Genomic DNA, 19,529 nt, shown 5'->3' on the forward strand with positions numbered 1-19,529 from the left:
TGCCCGCGGTCATTCGTCCGCGGGCAGCCTCAGTTGCAGCATCGCCAGCAGGCGCTGCTGCGGCTGGGCGAGGTCGATGCCGGTCAACTGCTCGGCGCGGCGCACCCGGTAGCGCAGGGTGTTGGGGTGGATGTGCAGGGCGTCCGCGGCGACCCGGACCTCGCCGAGCGCGTCCAGCCAGGCCAGCACCGACTCGGCGAGCCGGGTGCCGTGCCGGCGGTCGTACGCGGCGAGCGCGGTGAGCCGGGGGTCGCGCAGGCCGGAGCGCTCCTGGAGCAGCGCGAGCATCTCACTGACCAGCACCTCGGCCTGGACGTCGATCAGCGCCGCCACGTCGAGGTCCACCCCGCCGCGGCCCATCGCGTCCAGGATGCGGTCCGCCTGCGCGCGGGAGTCCGGCACCTGGGCCAGGCCGTCCACGGTCGAGCCGATCGCGGCGCGCAGCGGGACGCCGAGGTGCTCCCGGGCGGCCGCCACCACCTCGTCCGCCCAGCCGCGCACGGTGGCCATCGGCAGGCCGGGCGGGAGTTCGGGCAGCAGCACGTACACCCGGGACTCGATCGGGGCGAGCAGTGCGGTGCGGTGTCGGGCGGCGGCGTGCACCGAGATCAGGCCGGTGACGTCGGAGCGGTGCAGCGCCTCGGTGGTGTGCGCGCTGTAGGCGAGCACGGTGGCCGGGCGCCGCAGGTCCAGCCCCAGGTGGGTGGCGAGCGACTGCGGGCCGGTGGAGCCCTCCAGCAGGCCGGTGAGCAGCGTCCGGGTGAGTCGCGTGTCGGCGGACAACTCGCGTCGGCGGCGCACCAGTTGGGCGGCGGCCACCCGGGCGGCGCCGACCAGGGCCTGATCGGCGAGCGGCGCCAGCGGCTGCGCCCCCTCCTGCACCCAGATGGTGCCGAGCGGCTGCGCCCCGGCCCGGATGCCGATCGCCAGGCGGCGGCGCAGGCCGAGTTCGGGGTGCGGTTCGACCGCGATCGGGGCGTCCGAGGTGCGCAGGTGCTGGAAGATGCCCCACTCGCGGAGCTTGGACAGGTACGGCTCGGGGCCCTGCCAGCCGAGGATGGAGAGCCGGCGCAGGTCGTCGACCTCGTCCGAGTCGGAGGAGCGGGAGTACGCCAGCACCCGGCTGGAGGTGTCCTCGATCGAGACGATGCCGTTGGTGAGCACGGCGACGGTCTGCGCGAGGGAGAAGAGGTCGCCCGCGTTGGGTTCGGGGGCGCCGGGGGTGTCCGGGGCGTCCGGGCCGGCGATGATCGCGCGGGCCAGCGAGTCGAGGTGCTCCCAGCGGGTCTCGCGGCGGACCGAGAGCAGGGCGACGCCCGCCTCGGTAGCGGCCTCGCGCAGTGCGTCCGCCTGGCCGGGGCCGTCCAGTTTGACCGCGACCGCCGCGGCGCCGGCCCGTCCGGCGGCACGCAGGGCGGGGAGGGCGGCGCGGCCGCGGGCGCCGATCGCGAGGACGAGTTCGCCGGGGGCGGCGGTCGGCGGGTCCTCCGGGTCGAGGATCGCGACGTCGCGGACCGGGACGTCCAGGCCCTGCGGGGCGGCCTGGAGTTCGACCAGGGGTTCGCCGAGGGACATCAGCAGCCGGCGGAGCGGGAGGCCGGAGGTGGGCGGGAGGCCGGGGACGGGCGGGAGTCCGGGGGTGGCGGGGAGGCCGGGGGTCGTCATCGGGCCTCCTTCATCCGCTCGGACAATGCCGTGTGGTTGATTTTAGCCGGGCGGACAGAGTCGTGGCCCGGCTTTCGTAAATAGTTGACTCTGACTATTCAGGATTGGATAGTCAGTACTGACCAAGAGATGAGGACGTCTCGTGGCGAAGCGACGCAAGGTGTCGAACCCGCTGGCCCTCGCGGTCCTGGCCGAACTCGTGGCCGGGCCGATGCACCCGTACGAGATGGGGCGCCGGCTCAAGGAGCACGGCAAGGACCGCAACATCAAGTACAACCGCAGCTCGCTGTACATGGTCGTGGAGCAACTGCGGAAGGCCGGGTTCGTCGCCGAACAGGAGACCGTCCGCGACACCCAGCGACCGGAGCGCACCGTCTACGCCGTCACCCCCGAGGGCCGGGCGGAGCTCACCGACTGGATGCGCGAACTCGTCGCCGAACCGCAGCACGAGTACCCCGCGTTCGGGGTCGCGCTGTCGCTGCTCATGGTGGTCCCGCCGGCCGAGGCCGTGGAACTGCTGGAACAGCGGCGGGCCGCGCTGGCCGCCGAGGTGACGGGCATCCGGGCGGCCCTGCGGAAGGCCTCGGACGACGGCGTGGCCTGGATCTTCCTGATCGAGGAGGAGCACCGGGTCGGCGCGCTGGAGGCCGAGGGCCGCTTCGTCGAGCACCTCGTCGGTCGACTCAAGGAGCCGGAGTTCATCCGGACCTGGCACGAGATCTTCGGGAGCCTGGAATGAGTACGAGCAACGGGGAGAAGAGGGCCCTCGTCATCGGCGGCGGGATCGCCGGGCCGGTGACGGCACTGGCCCTGCGCAAGGCCGGCGTCGAAGCCGTCGTCTTCGAGGCCTACGAGTCCTCCGCCGAGGGCATCGGCGGCACCTTCATGATCGCCCCCAACGGGCTCGACGCCCTGGCGACCGTCGGGCTCGGGGCGGAGGTCGGCGCGATCGGGCAGCCGATCGGCCCGATGCTGATCGAGGACGGCCGGGGCGGCGTGCTGGCCGAGTTCGCCGGCCTCCCCGACCTGCCGCCCGGCCGGGTCATGCGCCGCGCCGAACTGTACGAGGTGCTCCAGCGGCGGCTGCGCGAGAGCGGCATCGAAGTCCGGTACGGCAAACGGCTGGTCGGCGCCGAGGAGGGCGCCGACGGCATCACCGCCCGCTTCGCCGACGGCGACACCGCCACCGGCGACCTGCTGATCGGCACCGACGGCACCCGCTCCACCGTCCGCACCCTGATCGACCCGGCCGCACCCGGTGCGCGGTACACCGGCCTGCTCGGCGTCGGCGGCTACAGCCCGCACCGGCTGCCCGGCCGGGCCGGACACGGCGAGACCATGCACTTCGCCAACGGCGCCCGCGCCTTCTTCGGCTACTGGGGGCTGCCGGACGGCGCCGGGACGGCCTGGTTCAGCAACATCCCGCAGCCCGATCAGCTGACCGCCGAACAGGTCCGCGCCGTCAGCCCGGAGCAGTGGCTGCGCCGGGTCCGCGACCTGCACGCCGACGACCTGCCCGCCCGGGACGTGCTGCGCGAGGCCGCCGCCGACACCGTCGAGGTCTTCCCGCGGCTGGAGATCATGCCGTCCGTCCCGCACTGGTACCGCGGCCGGATGGTGCTGGTCGGCGACTGCGCGCACGCCCCCTCCAACAGCTCCGGCCAGGGCGTCTCGCTGGCCGTCGAGAGCGCCGTCGAACTCGCCCGCTGCCTGCGGGACCTGCCCGACCACACCGCCGCCTTCGCCGCCTACGAGGCGCTGCGCCGGCCCCGGGTCGAGAAGATCGCGGCCGACGCGGCGCGCACCAACAACCAGAAGTCCTCCGGGCCGGTCGGCCGGGCGCTGTTCCGGCTGCTCGCGCCGATCGCGATGCGGACCTTCCTGAGCCCGGAGAAGATGCTCCGCCCGGTGCACGGCCACCGGATCGACTGGGACCGGCCGGTGCTCCCGGTGGCCTCCGGCGCGACGGGCCGGCAACGGCGCGCCGTGATTGCGCCGTGACCCCTTCGTCGGGCCGGACAACGCCGTACGGGGGAATTTAGCCTTCCGGCCAATCAAGTGGCCCCAGGGGCAGGAATAGCGTTCGTGCTGTGGCCGACGTGCGACCCGCGCCGGCATCCCCCCGCATCAACGAAGGAGAGCGTGCGCTCTATGGACGCTGTGACCCAGGTCCCCGCGCCGGTGAACGAGCCGGTCCACAGCTACGCCCCGGGCAGCCCGGAACGGGCCCGTCTGGAGGCCAAGCTGAAGGAGCTGGGCGGCCAGGAGCCGGTCCAGCTGACCATGACGATCAACGGTGAGCGCCGCATGGGCGGCGGCGCCGAGATCCACGTCGTCCAGCCGCACAACCACGCGGCGAGGCTCGGCACCCTGCGCAACGCCACCCAGGCCGACGCGCAGGAGGCCATCGACACTGCCCTGGCCGCGGCCCCGGCCTGGCAGGCGCTCTCCTTCGACTCCCGCGCCGCGATCTTCCTCAAGGCCGCCGACCTGCTGGCCGGCCCCTGGCGCGAGACCCTGGCCGCCGCCACCATGCTCGGCCAGTCCAAGACCGCCCAGCAGGCCGAGATCGACACGCCCTGCGAGCTGGTCGACTTCCTGCGCTTCAACGTGCACTTCGCCCGCCAGATCATGGCCGAGCAGCCGATCTCCTCGGACGGCGTGTGGAACCGCAGCGACCACCGCCCGCTGGAGGGCTTCGTCTACGCGATCACCCCGTTCAACTTCACCGCGATCGCCGGCAACCTGCCGACCGCGCCCGCGCTGATGGGCAACGTGGTGCTCTGGAAGCCGTCCCCGACCCAGCAGTACTCCGCGCACCTGCTGATGCAGCTGCTGGAGGAGGCCGGCCTGCCCAAGGGCGTCATCAACATGGTGACCGGCGACGGCCTGGACGTCTCCGCCGTGGCGCTCAAGCACCCGGCGCTGGCCGGCATCCACTTCACCGGCTCCACCGCCACCTTCCAGCACCTGTGGCGCTCCGTCGGCGAGAACATCGCCGGCTACCGCACCTACCCGCGGATCGTCGGCGAGACCGGCGGCAAGGACTTCCTGGTCGCCCACCCGTCCGCCGACCCGGCCGTGCTGAAGACCGCGATGACCCGCGGCGCCTTCGAGTTCCAGGGCCAGAAGTGCTCGGCGCTCTCCCGCGCCTACGTCCCGGCTTCGATCTGGGCCGGTCTCAAGGACGAGTTCGCCGCCGAGGTCGAGGGCCTCACCATGGGCGACGTCACCGACCTGGCGAACTTCATGTCCGCCGTCATCGACGACCGTGCCTTCGCCAAGAACAAGGCCGCCATCGACCGCGCCCAGGCCGACCCCGCGGTCGAGGTCCTGGCCGGCGGCACCTACGACGACTCGGTCGGCTACTTCGTCCGCCCGACCGTCCTGGTCTGCGAGGACCCGGCGTCCGAGTACTTCCGCGAGGAGTACTTCGGCCCGATCCTCGCCGTGCACGTCTACCAGGACGACAAGTACGACGAGATGCTGGCCCAGATGGAGTCGGCCTCCGCCTACGGCCTGACCGGCGCGATCATCGCCCAGGACCGCGCGGCCGCCCAGGACGCCATGCACAAGCTGCGCTTCGCGGCCGGCAACTTCTACATCAACGACAAGCCGACCGGCGCCGTCGTCGGCCAGCAGCCCTTCGGCGGCGGCCGGGCCTCCGGCACCAACGACAAGGCCGGTGCCAAGCAGAACCTGGCGCGGTGGACCTCGACCCGCTCGGTCAAGGAGACCTTCGTCCCGCCGACGGACTACCGCTACCCGCACATGGGCTGAGTGCCCCTCCCGACCGTTCCGGTCGCCTGACCGTCCAGGTCACGTGGCCGCGCCGGTCACCTGACCACTCCGGTCGCCTGACCACTCGGTCACCCGCGACGCCCGGCCCCGCAGCCGGGCGCCGCCCGCCGGGGCGGCGGTGTCACATACCCGCCGCCCGCCGCCCCGGCCCCCCTTCTGCCACCCTTAGAAGCACCAGCTCCAGGAGTCACGATGCTCCGTTCCGCCCTTCTCGCGGCCTCCCGGTCGCCGCAGGTCCGCACCGTGGTCGAGAAGTTCCCGCCGACCCACGCGATAGTCGAGCGCTTCGTCGCCGGTGACGTCCTCGACGACGCCGTCACCGCGACCGACGACCTGATCGCCACCGGCCGCAAGGTCACCCTGGACCACCTCGGCGAGGACACCCAGGACGCCGCCCAGGCCGCCGGCACCGCCGAGGCCTACGAGCACCTGCTCAAGGCGCTCAAGGAGACCGGCCTCGCGGCCGGCGCCGAGGTGTCGGTCAAGCTGTCGGCCGTCGGCCAGTTCCTCCCGGTGGACGGCGAGAAGATCGCGCTGGAGAACGCCCGCCGCATCTGCGAGGCCGCCGCCGACGCCGGCACCACGGTGACCCTCGACATGGAGGATCACACCACCACCGACTCCACCCTCGGCATCGCGCGCGAGCTGCGGGCGGACTTCCCCTGGCTGGGCGTCGTGCTCCAGGCCTACCTGCGCCGCACCGAGGCCGACTGCCGCGAGTTCTCCGGCCCCGGCTCGCGCGTGCGCCTGTGCAAGGGCGCCTACAAGGAGCCCGAGTCGGTCGCCTTCCAGGGCAAGCACGAGGTCGACCTCGCGTACGTCCGCGCGCTCAAGGTCCTGATGGCCGGCGAGGGCTACCCGATGATCGCCTCGCACGACCCCAACATGATCAAGATCGCCGGCCAGCTCGCCCAGTGGAACGGCCGCAAGCGCGACTCCTTCGAGTACCAGATGCTGTTCGGCATCCGCCCCGAGGAGCAGCTGCGCCTCGCCGGCGAGGGCAACACCATGCGCGTGTACCTGCCCTACGGCCAGGAGTGGTACGGCTACTTCATGCGCCGCCTCGCCGAGCGCCCGGCCAACCTCACCTTCTTCCTGCGCGCCATGGCCACCCGCGGCTGACCCGCGCGCACCCGCACGACGACGGCCCGCACCCCCGGTGGAAGGGGGGTGCGGGCCGTTTGTCGCGTTCCCGGGACTTCTAGAGGAAGTCCTTGGTGTCCAACTCGAACTCGAACGGGGCGGGGAGGGCGAGCGGTTCGCCGAAGGCTGCCAGGTGCACCTCGGTGTACTCGTCGCGGTGGGGATTGCTGAAGAGGCTGACCTGGGCCCGCTCGCGGTCGATTGGTTGGACGCGCCAACAGAATAGGTGAGCTCGGAGTGGCACGTCGGGTGGATGGATGACGATCACTCAATGGGGTGAGGCGGAACCCCGGATTAGGATCGAGGCAGCGTGAACTGGGCTTTTGGTAAGAGGAGTTGGGGATGCTGAAGGAGTTCGCGGGGTTGTCGACGCCGTTGGTGGCGGATGCGTGTGTGCGGTTGGGGGTGGGGCTCAGGGCGGCGCCGGTGGGGGTGGCGGCGGTGGCGGCGCGGGTCGGGCCGCACCTGGTGAGCGCCGGGGACGTGGTGTTCGGCGACGCGGACGGGGTGCTGTTCGTCCCGGCCGACCGGGCCGGGGAGGTGCTGGATACGGCCGCCGGGATCGCCGGGACCGAGCGCGCGCAGGCCGGGCGGATCGCCTCCGGCGACACGCTGCGCCGGCAGACCGCCTTCGACGAGTACCTGGAGCGCCGCGCCGCCGACCCGTCGTACAGCTTCCGGCAGCACCTGCGGCGGGTCGGCGGGGCGATCGAGGAGTAGCGAACTCCCTTACAGTGCCCGGTGCATGACGTGCAGGCCGACGTATCCGTCGACGGGGTGGTGGAAGGCCTCGGGGACGGTGCCGACGATGTCGAAGCCGAGGGACCGGTAGAGCTTCACGGCGTGGTGGTTGTTGGCGACCACGGCATTGAACTGCATGGCGCGGTAGCCGTTGGCGCGAGCCCAGTCGAGGGTGTACTCGACCAGGGCCCGCCCGATGCCGCGGCCGTGGTGCGCCGGGTCGACCAGGTAGCTGGCGCTGGCCATGTGCGCGCCGTTGCCGGGGCGGTTACGGGTCATGTTGGCGGTGCCGACGACCGTGCCGGCCTCGTCCACCGCGACCACCGTGCGATGGGGTGCGGCGAGCATCCACCACTCCCGGCCGAGGTCGGAGGAGAGGTCGAGGGGGTAGGGGAACGTCTCACCGGCGGCGATGACGGTGTGGAAGAAGGGCCAGACGGCAGGCCAGTCCTCGGGGGTGGCTTCGCGGATGAGCATCCGCTCAGCATGATCCGCGACGGGAGGGCCTGCCACTGGTTTTCGATCGGTTCTCGATGCGCGGGCGTTTCCGGCGCGGCTGCTTCCGGTTCGGCCGCTTCCGGGTACGGCCGCTTCCGGTGCGGCCGGTCAGTTCAGGACGGCGTCCTCGACCAGGGCGGCCGCGTGGGCCTGGCCCTTGGCGTTGGGGTGCACCAGGGCGTAACGCAGCGGGATGATGCTGGTCAGCACGCCGTCCAGCCAGTGGTCCTGGTCGCACACGCTGTGGCCGGTGGTGGAGGGGTAGAGGTCGACGAAGGTGTCGCCGCGGGCGGCGGTCCGCTGGGCGATGATCGCGTTGAGCGGCTCCAGGATGGCCGTCCGCGCCCAGGCGAGGTCGCCGGTGGTGAAGGTGGCGAACTGCTCCAGGTCGCCGTAGGTGCAGCGGGTGGCGTCCTCGGGGACGAGGTGGGGGTAGCCGACGGCCAGCAGTCGCGCGGACGGGGCCTTGGCGTGCAGGGCGCCGAGCATCTGGTCGAAGTCGCCGCGCAGTTGGTCGAAGCGGTCGGGCAGGCTCGCGTCGAACTTGTCCTTGCAGGGCGTGCCCTGGCCGAGGACCGCGGCGCCGAGTTCGATGCAGCCCTTGAGGATCTCGGCGAAGCCGAGGGTGTTGCCGCCGATCTCGACGGTGATCACGTCGGCGCTCGGGGAGACGGCGTCGATCTGCGACGGGACCGGTGGGAAGGGGGCGCCGGGGTTGGTCCCGAGCGGCGGGAGCGGGCGGCCGGGCGGGGCCTCCTTGGTCTGGTAGACGTCCTTGACGGTGGCGCCGGAACAGCTGACGTTGCGCAGTTCGACCAGGGGGCCGAGGCCGCGGCGGATCAGCTCGGGGTAGGAGCCGGTGGTGCGGGCGCAGCCGTCGCGGGGTTCGGTCTCGGCGCCGGCGGCCTCGACGAAGCCGGCCGTGTAGGAGTCGCCGAGCGCGGCCCAGGCGAGCGTCCGGACGCGGCCGGACGGCTCGGCGGCGGCCTGGGCGGCGGACGGGGTGATCAGGCCGGCGGTGAGCGCGACGGCGGTGCCGGCGACGGCGAGGCGGGACAGGAAGCGTGGCACGGTCTCTCCCTCAACGAGTGCGCGGGAGAGCGCGATTCACCCCCCTAGAGGTAAATCGAGTCGGCGGGTGGACGACTTGATCCCTCAGGAGGGTGAATTCGCGTGTGCGGCCATGACGTTGGGCCGATCGGCCCTGGGCGTCAGGGCGGTCTCGGTGAGGGGTGGGGCGGAGCGGGGTGGGGGCGAGACGGTTCAGAGCAGGGCGGCGGACGGATCGACCATCGCCCGGGCGGTCTTGGCATCGACGTACTCGCCGAGCGCGGTCATCACCCACTCGCCGGACGACTGCCGGACCAGCTTGCACATCACCACGCCCGTGTGCGGCTCGGAGTGGGTGAGGTCGAAGCGGACCAGCTCCTCCTCCGTCCGGGCGTCCAGCAGGCGGCAGTAGGCGTTCTTGACCTCGGTGAACCGCTGGCCGGAGAAGGAGTTGACGACGAAGACCAGGCCGGTGACCTCGGCCGGCAGGCCGTCCAGATGGACGGTGATCGACTCGTCGTCGCCGGCTCCGCCGCCGGTGAGGTTGTCGCCGGAGTGGGCGATCGCGCCCTTGAAGACGGTCAGCTTCATGAACCAGGCCGTCTCCAGCTTCTTGCGCCGGGCGTCGAAGGCGAGGCAGGAGGCGTCCAGGTCGACGCTGCGGCCGCGGCCGGCGGGCTCCCAGCCGAGCGCCATCCGGACCGAGGAGAGGAACGGGCGGCCGTTCTTCACCAGGGAGACCGAACTGCCCTTGACCAGGTTGACCCGGCCCTTGTCCAGGGTGACCTTGGCGGGGGCGGCCGGGGCCGGCGGGGCGACCGGGGGCACGGGGGGCGCGGGCGGGGTGGCGGCGAGGGCGATCCGCGGGTCGACGGGGGGAGCCGGGTGAGCCGCGGGAGCCGGGTGAGCCGGGGGAGCCGGGGGAGCCGGGGGAGCCGGGGGAGCGGCCGGAGGGGTGGGCGGGGCCGCGGGGGGAGTGGCGGGGGCCGGGGCCTGGGCCTGGGCGGCCGGGGCCGCGGCCGGGGAGTCGTCGACGGAGACGCCGAAGTCGGTGGCGATGCCCGCCAGGCCGTTGGCGTAGCCCTGGCCGACCGCGCGCACCTTCCAGGCGCCGCCGCGCTGGTAGACCTCGACCACGATGAGCGCGGTCTCCTGGCCCAGCTGAGGCGGGGTGAAGGTCACCAGGGCCTGCCCGGTGTCGGCGTCGCGGACGGTGGCGGTCGGCTCCATCCCGGCGAAGGTGGAGGACTGGTCGGCGGGGCTGGCGGTCACCACGATCTTGGTGATGCCGGCCGGGACGGCCAGGGTGTCGACGGTGATCGCGTCCGGCGCTCCGGCGGCGGCCGGGCGGTGGCTGACGCCGGGGCCGTGCGGGGCGTTGAAGAAGACGAAGTCGTCGTCCGAGCGCACCTTTCCGGCGTCGGTCAGCAGCAGGCCGGAGACGTCCAGCGCCTTGGGCGCGGTGACCTCGACAGTCACCCGCGCGGCGGTCAGCGGGGCGTTGCCGCCTTGGGTCAGGACGGTGGACACGGACTCCTCCTCGGATGCGGAACGGCGGCCGGCCGGGGCCGCTGGGACCGCCGGGCCGGGTGCTGCCCACAGTAACGAACGGGCGCGTCGGGATGAGCCCGTCCGGGGCGGTGACCTGTCGGATCGTCGGACGGTACGGCCGGACGACGGGGGTGGGCGGCAGACCCCGGCGAGGTGGCGAGGCTGCGAGGTGGCAAGCCGGCGGGACGGCGCGGCCGGAGGTCAGCGGGGCGTGAAGGCCGTCGGCGTGCCGGGGCGCGGCGGGAGCCCGGGTGCCTCGGGCGCGGCGGGCCGCGGTGTGACCGGCTGCGGCGCGGCCGGCTGTGGTGCGACCGGGCCGAAGGCGCCGAGCGCGGCGACCGCCCGGGGCCGGTCGATGCCGAAGGCGGCGGCGCTCCAGCTCTCCGCCGCGGCGACCTTGCGGACCGGGCCGGACGAAGCGGGCCAACCGGACGGGAGCGAGGGGCCGGACGGGAGGGACGGGCCGGACGGGCCGGTGGGCCCCGGGGGTTCGGCGGCGGGGCGGGTGCCGCGCACGCCGAAGGCGTAGTGGCCGGGCGGGACGTCGATGCCGGCCGGGGTGGTGAAGCGGTAGACGAGGGTGCCGCGCTCCTGTTGGGCGGTGACGACCGCGCCGGGCAGGTCGGTCCAGGCGGCGCCGCTTCCGGGTGCCAACTCGCCCGGGGTGAGGCGGAATTCGGCCTGAAATGCGGTGAGCGGCTCGGTGGCGGTGAGGTCGAGCTGGTGCCGGAGGCCGTCCCGGCCGAGCGGTGTGACCGTGGCGACGCCGGTCAGGGCCTGGTCGGTGCCCGGGTCGGTGTCCGGGTCAGGGGTGCCGGCGGTCGGGCCGTCGGTGCCCGGGGCAACCGCGCCGGGCGGCGGCGGTGCGGGCTGCGCCGGGGCGGCCGGGCGGGGTCCGGGCGCGTGCGGCGTGGTCGGCGAGGGGGAGGGCGAAGAGGGGTCGGCCGGCTGCTCGGCGGCGGGCGCGACGGGCTGGGCCGACGGCGAGGGCGCGGCGGCGTCGGCCGGCGTGGCGGGCTCGCCGGTGCCGGCCGGCCGGGTGCCGGGGCCGTGGTCGGCCATGGGTTCGGCCGCGGCCTGTCCGCCGGCGGGTTCCGGGGGTGCCGACCGGGTGCCGGGCGCGCTGGGCGAGGCAGCTCCGGCGGCCGTGCCCTCCGCCGCCCCCGGGCGGTGCGCCGAGGGGCTCGGTGCGGGCGGTCGGCCGGTGGCCGGGAGGTCGGTGGGGTTCGGCGCGGTGGGGTTCGGCGCGGTGGGGTTCGGCGCGGTCGGGGCCCGGTCGGCGGCGGCCTCGGCCTGGTCGCCCGCGGCGGGGGTGGGCGGCGGGGTGGTGCCGACGCGCGCGACCCCGGCCCGCCGGCCCACGCCCTGCTGCTCGTTGAGCAGGAGGGTGGTGGCGATGCTGATGCCGACGACGGTGGACATCGCCATCGCGGCACCGGAGAAGCGCAGGGTGGGCAGCCGGAACCGGCCGCCGAACGGGCGTGGCCGCCCGTGCCGGCCGTGCCGTTCGGGTTCGTGCCGAACGTCCCGCGCAGTGTCCTCGCGCGCAGCCACCGGACCCCTCCCTCCCCGAAGTCGCCGTCGCGGTCGCGGTATTCTCCCATGCGCTGCCACCGGGTCGGCATCGGCCGCCCGGGGTCGGTCGGCCGGGGTCCGGGTGGGGCCCGCGCCGGGAGGGGGAGAGCGTACCAGCGGCTCGTCGCGGCCTGGACGGTTTTGATCCGTTTCGTGGACACCCGTTCGACAGAAGGAAGTTGACGATCCGTCTGATAAGTCGGTGAGGGCGGTCGGGCCCGCCCGGACGGGGATCGATGCAACCTCCTTGCAACCCTTGCCCGCCCGGCCGGAAGTGGCTCAGGCTGAGGTCATCCCACGCCGTCCCGGAGAGACCGTCATGCCGCCCGACCCGCTGTCCGCAGCCTCCAGTGCACCCCTCGCCGCCACCCCCACGGGCGGCGATGGGGACGGCTCCACCGCCGCTCCGGCGGCGGTGGAGGAGGTGCTGATGCTGCGGATCTCGCTGGGCGAGGAGGTGGTCGGCGAGGTGCGCACCCGGTTCCGGTTCGAGGCCGCGCGCCCGTACGAGGTGCTGCTGACCTTCCATCTGGGGCGGCCGGACGAGGCCGACTGGGTGTTCTCGCGCGAGCTGCTGCGCGACGGTCTCCAGACGCTGAGCGGCCAGGGCGACGTCAAGCTGTGGCCGGCGTACTGCCCGTGCCACGGCTCGACGCTGCACCTGGCGCTCGAATCACCGCACGGCAGCGCCCTGCTGGAGGCCTCCAAGCCCCGGGTGCGGGCGTGGCTGGACCGTACCTACGTGCTGGTCTCCGCCGAGGCGGAGCGCGCCTGCGGCCCGACCGACGCCCAGCTGGCCGCGCTGCTCGCCGGCGGCTGAGGCCCGGTCGGGGCGCCGGCGGGCCCGCGCGGCGGCGGGACGGGCACCGTAGTACCCGGCAGCCGGACCGTCCCCGTGGCCAGCCCGGCCCGCAGCCGCCGGACGGCCGGGGCCGAGGAGGCCGGCAGCAGGTCGTACGGGTCGTCCGGCCCGTCCACCGTGACCAACACCGACTCGGCGATGCGGTACGGCCGGTGGGCCAGCAGGCCGCCCAGGTAGCGGCGCAGCCGGGACAGCTCGGCGCGGACCGTCACCGTCCGGCCCGGGTCGCCGAACAGCGCCTCCGCGAGCTGCGCGGCCGTGCTGCCCTCGCGTCCGGTGGCGAGCAGGAGCAGCAGTTCGGCGTGGCGCGGGCTGAGCGGGTGCGACCAGCTACCGGCCGCGCCCCGGACGGTCAGCTCCGGGCGGTCCTGGCGGCGCAGGTCGAGCCGGAGCCGGGCGCCCTCGGCCTGCTCGGCCTGTTCGGCCGTCACCGTGCCGGAGCCGTCCGCCTCGGGTGGCCGGACCGGTCGCACCAGCCAGCCGTCCGCGAGCGGTTCCAGGGCGCACTCGCCGAGGCCCGGCACCCAGTGCACGGCGGCGGTCCCCCAGCCGCCGACCGGCACCCGCAGCCGGCCGGGCGGCGGCAGCCCGGCCGCGGCGGCGGTCCACCCGGCGGAGTCCACCACCAGGGCAGGGCCGGCCACCCGGGCGAGCACCGGCGCGGCCAGGGTGCGCAGTTGGTGCAGCGCCTCCAGCCGGTGGGCGCGCAGCTCGGTCTCGGCGAGCCGGGCGGCGGTGGCGGTGAGCTGCAGCAGGTACGGGCGGACGTTGCGGGCCGGGCCGCTGAGGTTGATCGCGCCGACCAGCCGCCCGGTGCCCGGGTCGTGCACGGGGGCGGCCACGCAGGTCCAGGAATGGTGGCTGCGCAGGTAGTGCTCGGCGGAGTGGACGTGCATCGGGCGCTGGGCGCGCAGTGCGACGGCGATGCCGTTGGTGCCGACGCTCTCCTCGATCCAGCGGGCGCCGGTGAGGAAGCCGATCCGGTCGGCGCTGCGGCGCAGGGCGCGCTCGCCCTCCTGCCAGAGCACGTGGCCGTCGGCGTCGGCGATGGCGAGGATCAGCGGGCTCTGGCCGACCGGCTGGAGCAGGGTGTCGCGCAGCACCGGCAGGACCGCGTCCAGGCCGCTGGTGCGGCGGCGCTGCTCGATCTCGGCGGGGCCGAGGTGGACGGCGGCGGCACCGGCGTCGGGGTCGAGCCCGAGGCGGCGCAGCCGGGCCCAGGAGTCGCCGATCTCGGGGCGGGGTTCGAGCAGGCCGGGGGAGCCGGGGTCGGGGTAGGGGGGCTGGGCGAGTTCGCGGGCGGCGGCTTCGGCGAGGGTGCGGTCGTGGACCCTGGCCAGCTCGGCCGTGCTCGGCGCGGTGCGGCGTTCTGGTCGTCGGGACTGCCGTCCGGTCTGCCGCACTCGCGTTGCTCCTCGCCGCCGTTCGAGGCCGCGCCGGGGTCGACGCGCTGACGAAAGCGTACGGGGGCGGTGAGTGTCTGGGGACGGGGTCTGCCAACTCGGCATACCGGACGGTATGACCGTGGACATGCCGGGGTGTGATGACTAGCGGGGGTCCTGGTGCGGGCCTGGTGTGAGCCCGGCGCGGGCCTGGTGCGAGGCCTGGCACGGGACCTGGTGAGGGCCTTGCGTAGGCCTGGTGCGGGCTCGGTGGATCGTGCCGCGGTCAGCGGTCAGCGGTCAGCGCCGGTGCCGCGCTGGGCCGCCTCGACGGTGTGGTGCAGGTCGGCGGTGGCCTCCAGGGAGGCGGCGGTGCTCAGCGCCAGGCAGGCGGCCAGCGCGATCGCGACCGCGCGCAGGCGGGTGCCGGTGGCGGTGGTCGCCGGGCGGGGCTGGAGCAGGGCGGCGACCCGGCGCGGGACCGGCCCGGAGTGGGCGGCGGGGACGAGCCGGGGCCGGGCCGGCCAGGGGGAGCGGCTGGCGGCCAGGGCGGCCCGGCCGACCGCGCGGGCGGTCACGGCGCGGTCGCCGACCCGGGCGGCCGCCACCTCGTCGGCCCAGCGCTCCAGGTGGTACCCGAGGGGCGCGCGGAGCGGCCGCAGCGCCGGGTGGAGGTCGGCGGCGTGCTCGGCGAGGGCGAGGAAGACGTGGTGGCGGGCGGTCAGGTGGGCGCGCTCGTGGGCGAGCAGGGCGGCCCGCTCGGGCCCGGTGAGGATGCGCAGCATGCCGGAGGTGACCACGATCCGGCCGGGCTCGCCGGGCCGGCCGGGGAGGGGCAGGCGCCCCGGCAGGGCGAAGGCGTCGGCGCGCTCGTCGTCGAGGACGGCGAGCGGGTGCTCGCTCGGCTGGAGCAGGGCGCGGGCGCCGGCCAGGACGGCCTGCGGGGTGCGTGCCCGGCGCATGGTGACGTGCCCGGGGCGTGTGTCCGGATGCCGGCCCTCGGTCGGCGTGGGGCAGTCCGGCGCGGGGCAGGCCGGGAGGGCGGCCCGGGCCTCGCGCAGTTCCAGCCGGTGGCGGCGGGCGGTGCGGACGGCCCGGGCGGTCAGCGCGGCGAGCACCAGACCGGCCGCGGCGGCCGCCACCGGCGCGTCGGGTGCGGCGGCGGTGAGCCAGGGCAGCGACAGGTGGCCGATCGCGGCGACCGGCGGTAGCTGGAGCAGCCCGGCGGCGGCGAGCAGGCCGAGCGAGCAGAGGGTGCCGCCGGCCAGCACGGCGGACGTCCCGGCGAGCATCCAGGCGGCGGCCCGGGGCGGCAGCGCGTCGGCGAGGCGGCGGGCCAGCGGGGCGGCCAGGAACGGCAGCAGCAGCGGGGCCCAGACGGCGATCATCACGATCCGGCCGCCCCGGGGGTGCCGTGGCCGGAGGTGCGGTGGCCGGGGGCGGGGGCGATGCCCGGGGTGGAGTCGAGACCCGGGGCGCCGTCGCCGAGCAGGTCGCGCAGCAGCTGCTCGTCCTCGGCGGAGAGGTCGGAGACGAAGCGGGCGAGCACGGTGGAGCGGTCGGCCTCGCGGCCGAGCTCGGTGTGCATCCGGCGGGCGGCGAGGCCCGCGGTGTCCTGGACGGTCGGGGTGTACGCGTAGGCGCGGCCGGCCCGGGTGCGCTCCACGGTGCCCTTGTCGTGGAGGCGGGCGAGGATCGTGGCGATGGTGGTGCGGGCGAGGTCCCCGCCGAGTGCCGACTGGACGTCCTGCGGGGTCATCGGCTGCCGGGCCGACCAGAGCGCGGCCAGCACCTCGGCCTCCAGCTCCCCGGCGGGCCGGCGGGCGGACGGTACGTCGGACATGGCGGCGCTTCCTCCAGGTTTCGTCTACAGTCATGTAGACCGTCTACGTCACTGTAGACGGTCGGGGCGGGTTCCGCTGTGAACCGCCCCCCAACGTACGGGAGGTCCGCCAGCCTTGCTTCAGTTCCTCGCCGATCCGGCCGCTCACCTCGCGGTGAACCCGCTGGACGCGTCCTCGCTGCTCGCCGCCTTCGGCGCACTCGGCATCGCCGTCGTGCTCTTCGCCGAGACCGGCCTGCTGGTGGGCTTCTTCCTGCCCGGAGACTCGCTGCTGTTCACCGCGGGGCTGCTGTGCGTGCCCGGCGCCACCAGGGGCCCGCAGCTGGAGCTCTACCAGGTGCTGCCCGCCGCCCTGGTCGGCGCGCTGGCAGGCGCCCAGGTCGGCTACCTGATCGGCAAGCGCGGCGGCCGCGCGCTGCTGCGCCGCACCGAGCGCAAGAGCCTGCTGGAGGGCGTCGAGCGGGCCGAGGAACTGCTGGGCAAGTACGGCCACGGCAAGGCGATCGTGCTCGCCCGCTTCATCCCGGTGGTCCGAACGGTGCTGAACCCGCTCTGCGGCGTGCTCGAAGTGCCGGCCCGCTCGTTCACGTTCTGGCAGGTGACCGGCGGCGCCGTCTGGACCGTCGGCGTCGTGCTCGCCGGGTACGGGCTCGGATCGTCGATCCCCAGCATCGACAGATATCTGCTCCCGATCATCGGTCTGGTAGTAGTTGTCTCCGTGCTCCCCATTGTTCTCGAACTGTTCCGCGCCCGTAAGGCGCACCGTCACGGAGGTGACAAGTGACGTCCTCCCGGGCTCTCGCCGTCTACGACGGCAGCGGCATCGACGGCAGCCTCTACACCCGGGTGAACGGGTGGGCGCAAGCCGCCCCGCACTGGCTCGACGAGCTGATCAAGGTCTGGTCGGCGCTCGGCCTCGGCCTGTTCGCGGTCTTCATGCTCTACGCCTGGTGGCGGGCGCGCGGCGCCGACTCGGCCGTGATGGCCAAGGTGCTCGCCTCGCCGGTGATCGTCGTCGTCGCGTACGGCGTCAACTCGGTGCTCAAGGGCATGGTCGAAGAAGTCCGGCCGTGCGCCCAGATCCCCGGCAGCGTCTCGCTGGAGACCTGCCCCGGCGCCGGTGACTGGTCCTTCCCCAGCAACCACACCGTGATCGCCTTCGCCGCCGCCACCGCACTCTGGTTCGCCGACCGGCGGCTCGGCTGGATCGCCGGGATCTTCGCGGTGCTGATGGGCGCCTCCCGGGTCTGGGTCGGCGTGCACTACCCGCACGACGTGGCCGTCGGCGCGCTGGTCGGCCTCCTGGTCGCGGTGGTGCTGGCGCCGCTCGCCGGCCGCTGCGGGCCGCTGGTGGACCGGATGCGGACGGGTGCGCTGCGCCCGCTGCTCGGCCCGGGCGCGGTGCCGGTGACGGCCGGCCGCCACGCCACGTACGGGACGCGGCAGCACTGAACGGCGGGTGCCGACGGCACTGTTGGCGGGTGTCGGCGGCACTGGCGGCGAGACCCGACAGCGCTGATTCCGTAGCCTCCCCGTAGCCCGTCCGACCCTTGTCTGGCCGGGGTGGCGGGTAGAGCATGTGAGCCGGGCGTGGGGCCCCTTCGCGGGGAACCCGCCCGGCTCAGTCGTGCCGGGGCGCGGGAGCGCCGGGCGTGCCAGCGGAGGGAGTGCCAATGCCGTACCGACTCGACATCACGCAGGGGGACTGGCCGGGCGAGTCGCCGCACAAGGGCGTCGAGGGCCTGCTCGCCGAGGCCATGGTGCTCACCCTCGCCACCGCCGGCCACGAGCACGGCCCGCACGCCAACCTGGCCTTCTTCGCGTACGACGACGACCTCGTCCTGTACTTCGTCAGCGAGCGCTCCACCCGGCACAGCCGCCACCTCGCCGAGGAGGCCCGGGCCGCCGCCACCGTTTTCCTGCCGCCGCCGGTCTTCGGCGAGCAGCTGCGCGGCCTGCAACTGGCCGGCGGCGCGAGCGAGGCCTGGGGGCGGCAGGCCGAGGCGGCGCTGGCCGCCTACCAGGGGCGGTACCCGTCCTTCGCACAGGACGAGCAGGTGCGGCGGCAGTTCCTCACCGGGGGCGGGGCGGCGGCGCTGTACCGGTTCCAGGTGGAGGAGCTGACGGCGGTGGACGAGCCGAACTTCGGGCGGCGCAACTACCTGCGGGCGCGGGTGCTGCGGCCGTAGGCCCTGTCCGGTCCCCAGGGTTGTCTGTACAACTTTTCGGGTGATTCATCTGCGGGACGCTGCCGGGACGCCCCCAGGACACCTGGGCGCACCAGCCTGGCCGCATGAGAGTCATCGTCGTAGGAGCAGGCGTGCTCGGCACCATGCACGCCTGGCAGGCCGTCGAACGCGGCCACGAGGTCGTCCACCTGGAGCGCGAGACCGAGGCGCGCGGCGCCTCGGTGCGCAACTTCGGCCTGGTCTGGGTCAGCGGCCGCGCGCAGGGCGAGGAACTGGACACCGCGCTGCGCGCCCGCGAACTGTGGGAAGGCATCGGCGCCCGGGTCCCCGACCTCGGCTTCCGCGCCAACGGATCGCTCACCGCGATCCGCACCCAGGCCGAACTCGCCGTCGCCGAACAGGCACTCACCCTGCCCGACGCCGCCGCCCGCGGCTACCGGCTGCTCGACGCCGACCAGACCAGGGCCGCCAACCCCGCCCTGCGCGGCGAACTCCTCGGCGCCCTGTGGTGCGAGCGCGACGCCGCCGTCGAACCCCGCACCGCCCAGCCCGCGCTGCGCGCCGCCCTCCAGGCCACCGGCCGCTACACCTTCCTGCCCGGCCGCGAGGTCCGCGACGTGATCGGCGAGAACGCCGTCCGCGACGACCACGGCGACATCCACACCGGTGACCTCGTCATCCTCTGCACCGGCGCCTGGCTCGGCGGCCTCGTCCGCGAACTCGCCCCCTCGCTGCCCGTACGCAGGGTCCGGCTGCAGATGATGCAGACCGACCCGCTCGGCGAGACCCTCACCACCTCCGTCGCCGACGGCGACAGCTTCCGCTACTACCCGGCCTTCGCCGGCACCGCCCTGGACCGCCTCCGCGACACCCAGCCGCAGCCCGACGTCGCCGCCGAACACAAGATGCAGCTGCTCATGGTCCAGCGGCGCGACGGCGGCCTCACCATCGGCGACACCCACGAGTACGACCAGCCGTTCGGCTTCGACGTCGTCGAGGACCCGTACGACCACCTGGTCGCCGTGGCCGAGGACCTGCTCGGCCGCCCCCTGCCGCGCGTCCGCCGCCGCTGGGCCGGGGTGTACGCGCAGTGCGTCGACACCACCCGGGTCGTCCACCGCGAACGACTCCGCGACGGCGTCTGGCTCGTCACCGGCCCCGGCGGCCGCGGCATGACCTGCTCCCCGGCCATCGCCGAAACCACCGCCGAACTCGCAAACCTGTAAGGG

The 19,529-nt window shown here is 74.5% G+C and carries 19 protein-coding genes; 10 read left to right on the forward strand and 9 right to left on the reverse strand.

The window, feature by feature from the left end:
* Positions 1-9: 9 nt before the first annotated feature.
* Positions 10-1,665 (reverse strand): helix-turn-helix domain-containing protein, encoded by a 1,656-nt coding sequence (locus AB0O82_RS05590; protein WP_363580475.1) that lies wholly within the window; start codon positions 1,663-1,665, stop codon positions 10-12.
* Between the two features lie 142 nt (positions 1,666-1,807).
* On the opposite strand from AB0O82_RS05590, the gene AB0O82_RS05595 reads away from it, so the two are divergent.
* The 4 genes from AB0O82_RS05595 (at position 1,808) to AB0O82_RS05610 (ending at position 6,588) form a co-directional block, all read left to right on the forward strand.
* Complete coding sequence (locus AB0O82_RS05595) at positions 1,808-2,404, forward strand: PadR family transcriptional regulator (protein WP_363580477.1); 597 nt, start codon at positions 1,808-1,810, stop codon at positions 2,402-2,404.
* Positions 2,401-3,666, forward strand: coding sequence for an FAD-dependent monooxygenase (locus AB0O82_RS05600; RefSeq protein ID WP_363580479.1), 1,266 nt, complete (start codon positions 2,401-2,403; stop codon positions 3,664-3,666). Before AB0O82_RS05595 ends, AB0O82_RS05600 begins: the two co-directional genes overlap by 4 nt.
* A 150-nt stretch (positions 3,667-3,816) precedes the next feature.
* Positions 3,817-5,445, forward strand: coding sequence for an L-glutamate gamma-semialdehyde dehydrogenase (gene pruA, locus AB0O82_RS05605; RefSeq protein ID WP_363580481.1), 1,629 nt, complete (start codon positions 3,817-3,819; stop codon positions 5,443-5,445).
* Between the two features lie 213 nt (positions 5,446-5,658).
* Positions 5,659-6,588 (forward strand): proline dehydrogenase family protein, encoded by a 930-nt coding sequence (locus AB0O82_RS05610; RefSeq protein WP_363580483.1) that lies wholly within the window; start codon positions 5,659-5,661, stop codon positions 6,586-6,588.
* 79 nt (positions 6,589-6,667) lie between these two features.
* On the opposite strand, the gene AB0O82_RS05615 is transcribed toward AB0O82_RS05610, so the two are convergent.
* A complete protein-coding gene (locus AB0O82_RS05615; protein ID WP_363580485.1) occupies positions 6,668-6,853 on the reverse strand; it encodes a hypothetical protein in 186 nt (61 codons plus the stop codon).
* Between the two features lie 98 nt (positions 6,854-6,951).
* Here AB0O82_RS05615 and AB0O82_RS05620 point away from each other — a divergent pair, with 98 nt between their 5' ends.
* Positions 6,952-7,329 carry a hypothetical protein gene (locus AB0O82_RS05620; RefSeq protein ID WP_363580487.1) on the forward strand — a complete coding sequence of 126 codons (378 nt, stop codon included), beginning with the start codon at positions 6,952-6,954 and terminating at the stop codon, positions 7,327-7,329.
* Positions 7,330-7,338: 9 nt separating this feature from the next.
* Here AB0O82_RS05620 and AB0O82_RS05625 read toward each other — a convergent pair whose 3' ends face one another.
* The 4 genes from AB0O82_RS05625 to AB0O82_RS05640 all read right to left on the reverse strand — a co-directional run bounded on the left by AB0O82_RS05625 (position 7,339) and on the right by AB0O82_RS05640 (position 12,003).
* The gene (locus tag AB0O82_RS05625) at positions 7,339-7,827 is read right to left on the reverse strand and encodes a GNAT family N-acetyltransferase (RefSeq protein WP_363580489.1); all 489 of its coding nucleotides are present in this window, start codon (positions 7,825-7,827) and stop codon (positions 7,339-7,341) included.
* Positions 7,828-7,956: 129 nt separating this feature from the next.
* On the reverse strand, positions 7,957-8,919 hold the full coding sequence (locus AB0O82_RS05630; RefSeq protein WP_363580491.1) for an SGNH/GDSL hydrolase family protein: 963 nt from the start codon (positions 8,917-8,919) through the stop codon (positions 7,957-7,959).
* Positions 8,920-9,111: 192 nt separating this feature from the next.
* Positions 9,112-10,416, reverse strand: a complete 1,305-nt coding sequence (locus tag AB0O82_RS05635; RefSeq protein WP_363580679.1) for a TerD family protein — start codon at positions 10,414-10,416, stop codon at positions 9,112-9,114.
* A 234-nt stretch (positions 10,417-10,650) separates the two neighbouring features.
* Positions 10,651-12,003 carry a hypothetical protein gene (locus tag AB0O82_RS05640; RefSeq protein WP_363580493.1) on the reverse strand — a complete coding sequence of 451 codons (1,353 nt, stop codon included), beginning with the start codon at positions 12,001-12,003 and terminating at the stop codon, positions 10,651-10,653.
* Between the two features lie 340 nt (positions 12,004-12,343).
* On the opposite strand from AB0O82_RS05640, the gene AB0O82_RS05645 reads away from it, so the two are divergent.
* Complete coding sequence (locus tag AB0O82_RS05645) at positions 12,344-12,844, forward strand: SsgA family sporulation/cell division regulator (protein WP_363580495.1); 501 nt, start codon at positions 12,344-12,346, stop codon at positions 12,842-12,844.
* On the opposite strand, the gene AB0O82_RS05650 is transcribed toward AB0O82_RS05645, so the two are convergent.
* The 3 genes from AB0O82_RS05650 to AB0O82_RS05660 all read right to left on the reverse strand — a co-directional run bounded on the left by AB0O82_RS05650 (position 12,763) and on the right by AB0O82_RS05660 (position 16,111).
* Positions 12,763-14,289, reverse strand: coding sequence for a GAF domain-containing protein (locus AB0O82_RS05650; RefSeq protein ID WP_363580497.1), 1,527 nt, complete (start codon positions 14,287-14,289; stop codon positions 12,763-12,765). The genes AB0O82_RS05645 and AB0O82_RS05650 overlap by 82 nt on opposite strands.
* Positions 14,290-14,561: 272 nt before the next feature.
* Positions 14,562-15,656, reverse strand: a complete 1,095-nt coding sequence (locus AB0O82_RS05655) for a M56 family metallopeptidase (RefSeq protein WP_363580499.1) — start codon at positions 15,654-15,656, stop codon at positions 14,562-14,564.
* A complete protein-coding gene (locus AB0O82_RS05660; RefSeq protein ID WP_363580501.1) occupies positions 15,656-16,111 on the reverse strand; it encodes a BlaI/MecI/CopY family transcriptional regulator in 456 nt (151 codons plus the stop codon). Before AB0O82_RS05660 ends, AB0O82_RS05655 begins: the two co-directional genes overlap by 1 nt.
* A gap of 115 nt (positions 16,112-16,226) precedes the next feature.
* Here AB0O82_RS05660 and AB0O82_RS05665 point away from each other — a divergent pair, with 115 nt between their 5' ends.
* The 4 genes from AB0O82_RS05665 (at position 16,227) to AB0O82_RS05680 (ending at position 19,526) form a co-directional block, all read left to right on the forward strand.
* Positions 16,227-16,895, forward strand: coding sequence for a DedA family protein (locus AB0O82_RS05665; RefSeq protein WP_363580503.1), 669 nt, complete (start codon positions 16,227-16,229; stop codon positions 16,893-16,895).
* Positions 16,892-17,563 (forward strand): phosphatase PAP2 family protein, encoded by a 672-nt coding sequence (locus AB0O82_RS05670; protein WP_363580505.1) that lies wholly within the window; start codon positions 16,892-16,894, stop codon positions 17,561-17,563. Before AB0O82_RS05665 ends, AB0O82_RS05670 begins: the two co-directional genes overlap by 4 nt.
* Positions 17,564-17,784: 221 nt before the next feature.
* Positions 17,785-18,300, forward strand: a complete 516-nt coding sequence (locus tag AB0O82_RS05675) for a pyridoxamine 5'-phosphate oxidase family protein (protein ID WP_363580507.1) — start codon at positions 17,785-17,787, stop codon at positions 18,298-18,300.
* A 104-nt stretch (positions 18,301-18,404) separates the two neighbouring features.
* On the forward strand, positions 18,405-19,526 hold the full coding sequence (locus tag AB0O82_RS05680) for a TIGR03364 family FAD-dependent oxidoreductase (RefSeq protein WP_363580509.1): 1,122 nt from the start codon (positions 18,405-18,407) through the stop codon (positions 19,524-19,526).
* Positions 19,527-19,529: the final 3 nt, after the last annotated feature.

Source organism: Kitasatospora sp. NPDC088264 (genome assembly GCF_040685715.1).
Lineage (GTDB): Bacteria > Actinomycetota > Actinomycetes > Streptomycetales > Streptomycetaceae > Kitasatospora.

Coding starts and splice junctions, on each gene's coding strand:
- AB0O82_RS05590 (WP_363580475.1), bottom strand. CDS start 1,665: ATGACGACCCCCGGCCTCCCCGCCACCCCCGGACTCCCGCCCGTCCCC.
- AB0O82_RS05600 (WP_363580479.1), top strand. CDS start 2,401: ATGAGTACGAGCAACGGGGAGAAGAGGGCCCTCGTCATCGGCGGCGGG.
- pruA (WP_363580481.1), top strand. CDS start 3,817: ATGGACGCTGTGACCCAGGTCCCCGCGCCGGTGAACGAGCCGGTCCAC.
- AB0O82_RS05610 (WP_363580483.1), top strand. CDS start 5,659: ATGCTCCGTTCCGCCCTTCTCGCGGCCTCCCGGTCGCCGCAGGTCCGC.
- AB0O82_RS05620 (WP_363580487.1), top strand. CDS start 6,952: ATGCTGAAGGAGTTCGCGGGGTTGTCGACGCCGTTGGTGGCGGATGCG.
- AB0O82_RS05625 (WP_363580489.1), bottom strand. CDS start 7,827: ATGCTCATCCGCGAAGCCACCCCCGAGGACTGGCCTGCCGTCTGGCCC.
- AB0O82_RS05645 (WP_363580495.1), top strand. CDS start 12,344: ATGCCGCCCGACCCGCTGTCCGCAGCCTCCAGTGCACCCCTCGCCGCC.
- AB0O82_RS05655 (WP_363580499.1), bottom strand. CDS start 15,656: ATGATCGCCGTCTGGGCCCCGCTGCTGCTGCCGTTCCTGGCCGCCCCG.
- AB0O82_RS05660 (WP_363580501.1), bottom strand. CDS start 16,111: ATGTCCGACGTACCGTCCGCCCGCCGGCCCGCCGGGGAGCTGGAGGCC.
- AB0O82_RS05675 (WP_363580507.1), top strand. CDS start 17,785: ATGCCGTACCGACTCGACATCACGCAGGGGGACTGGCCGGGCGAGTCG.
- AB0O82_RS05680 (WP_363580509.1), top strand. CDS start 18,405: ATGAGAGTCATCGTCGTAGGAGCAGGCGTGCTCGGCACCATGCACGCC.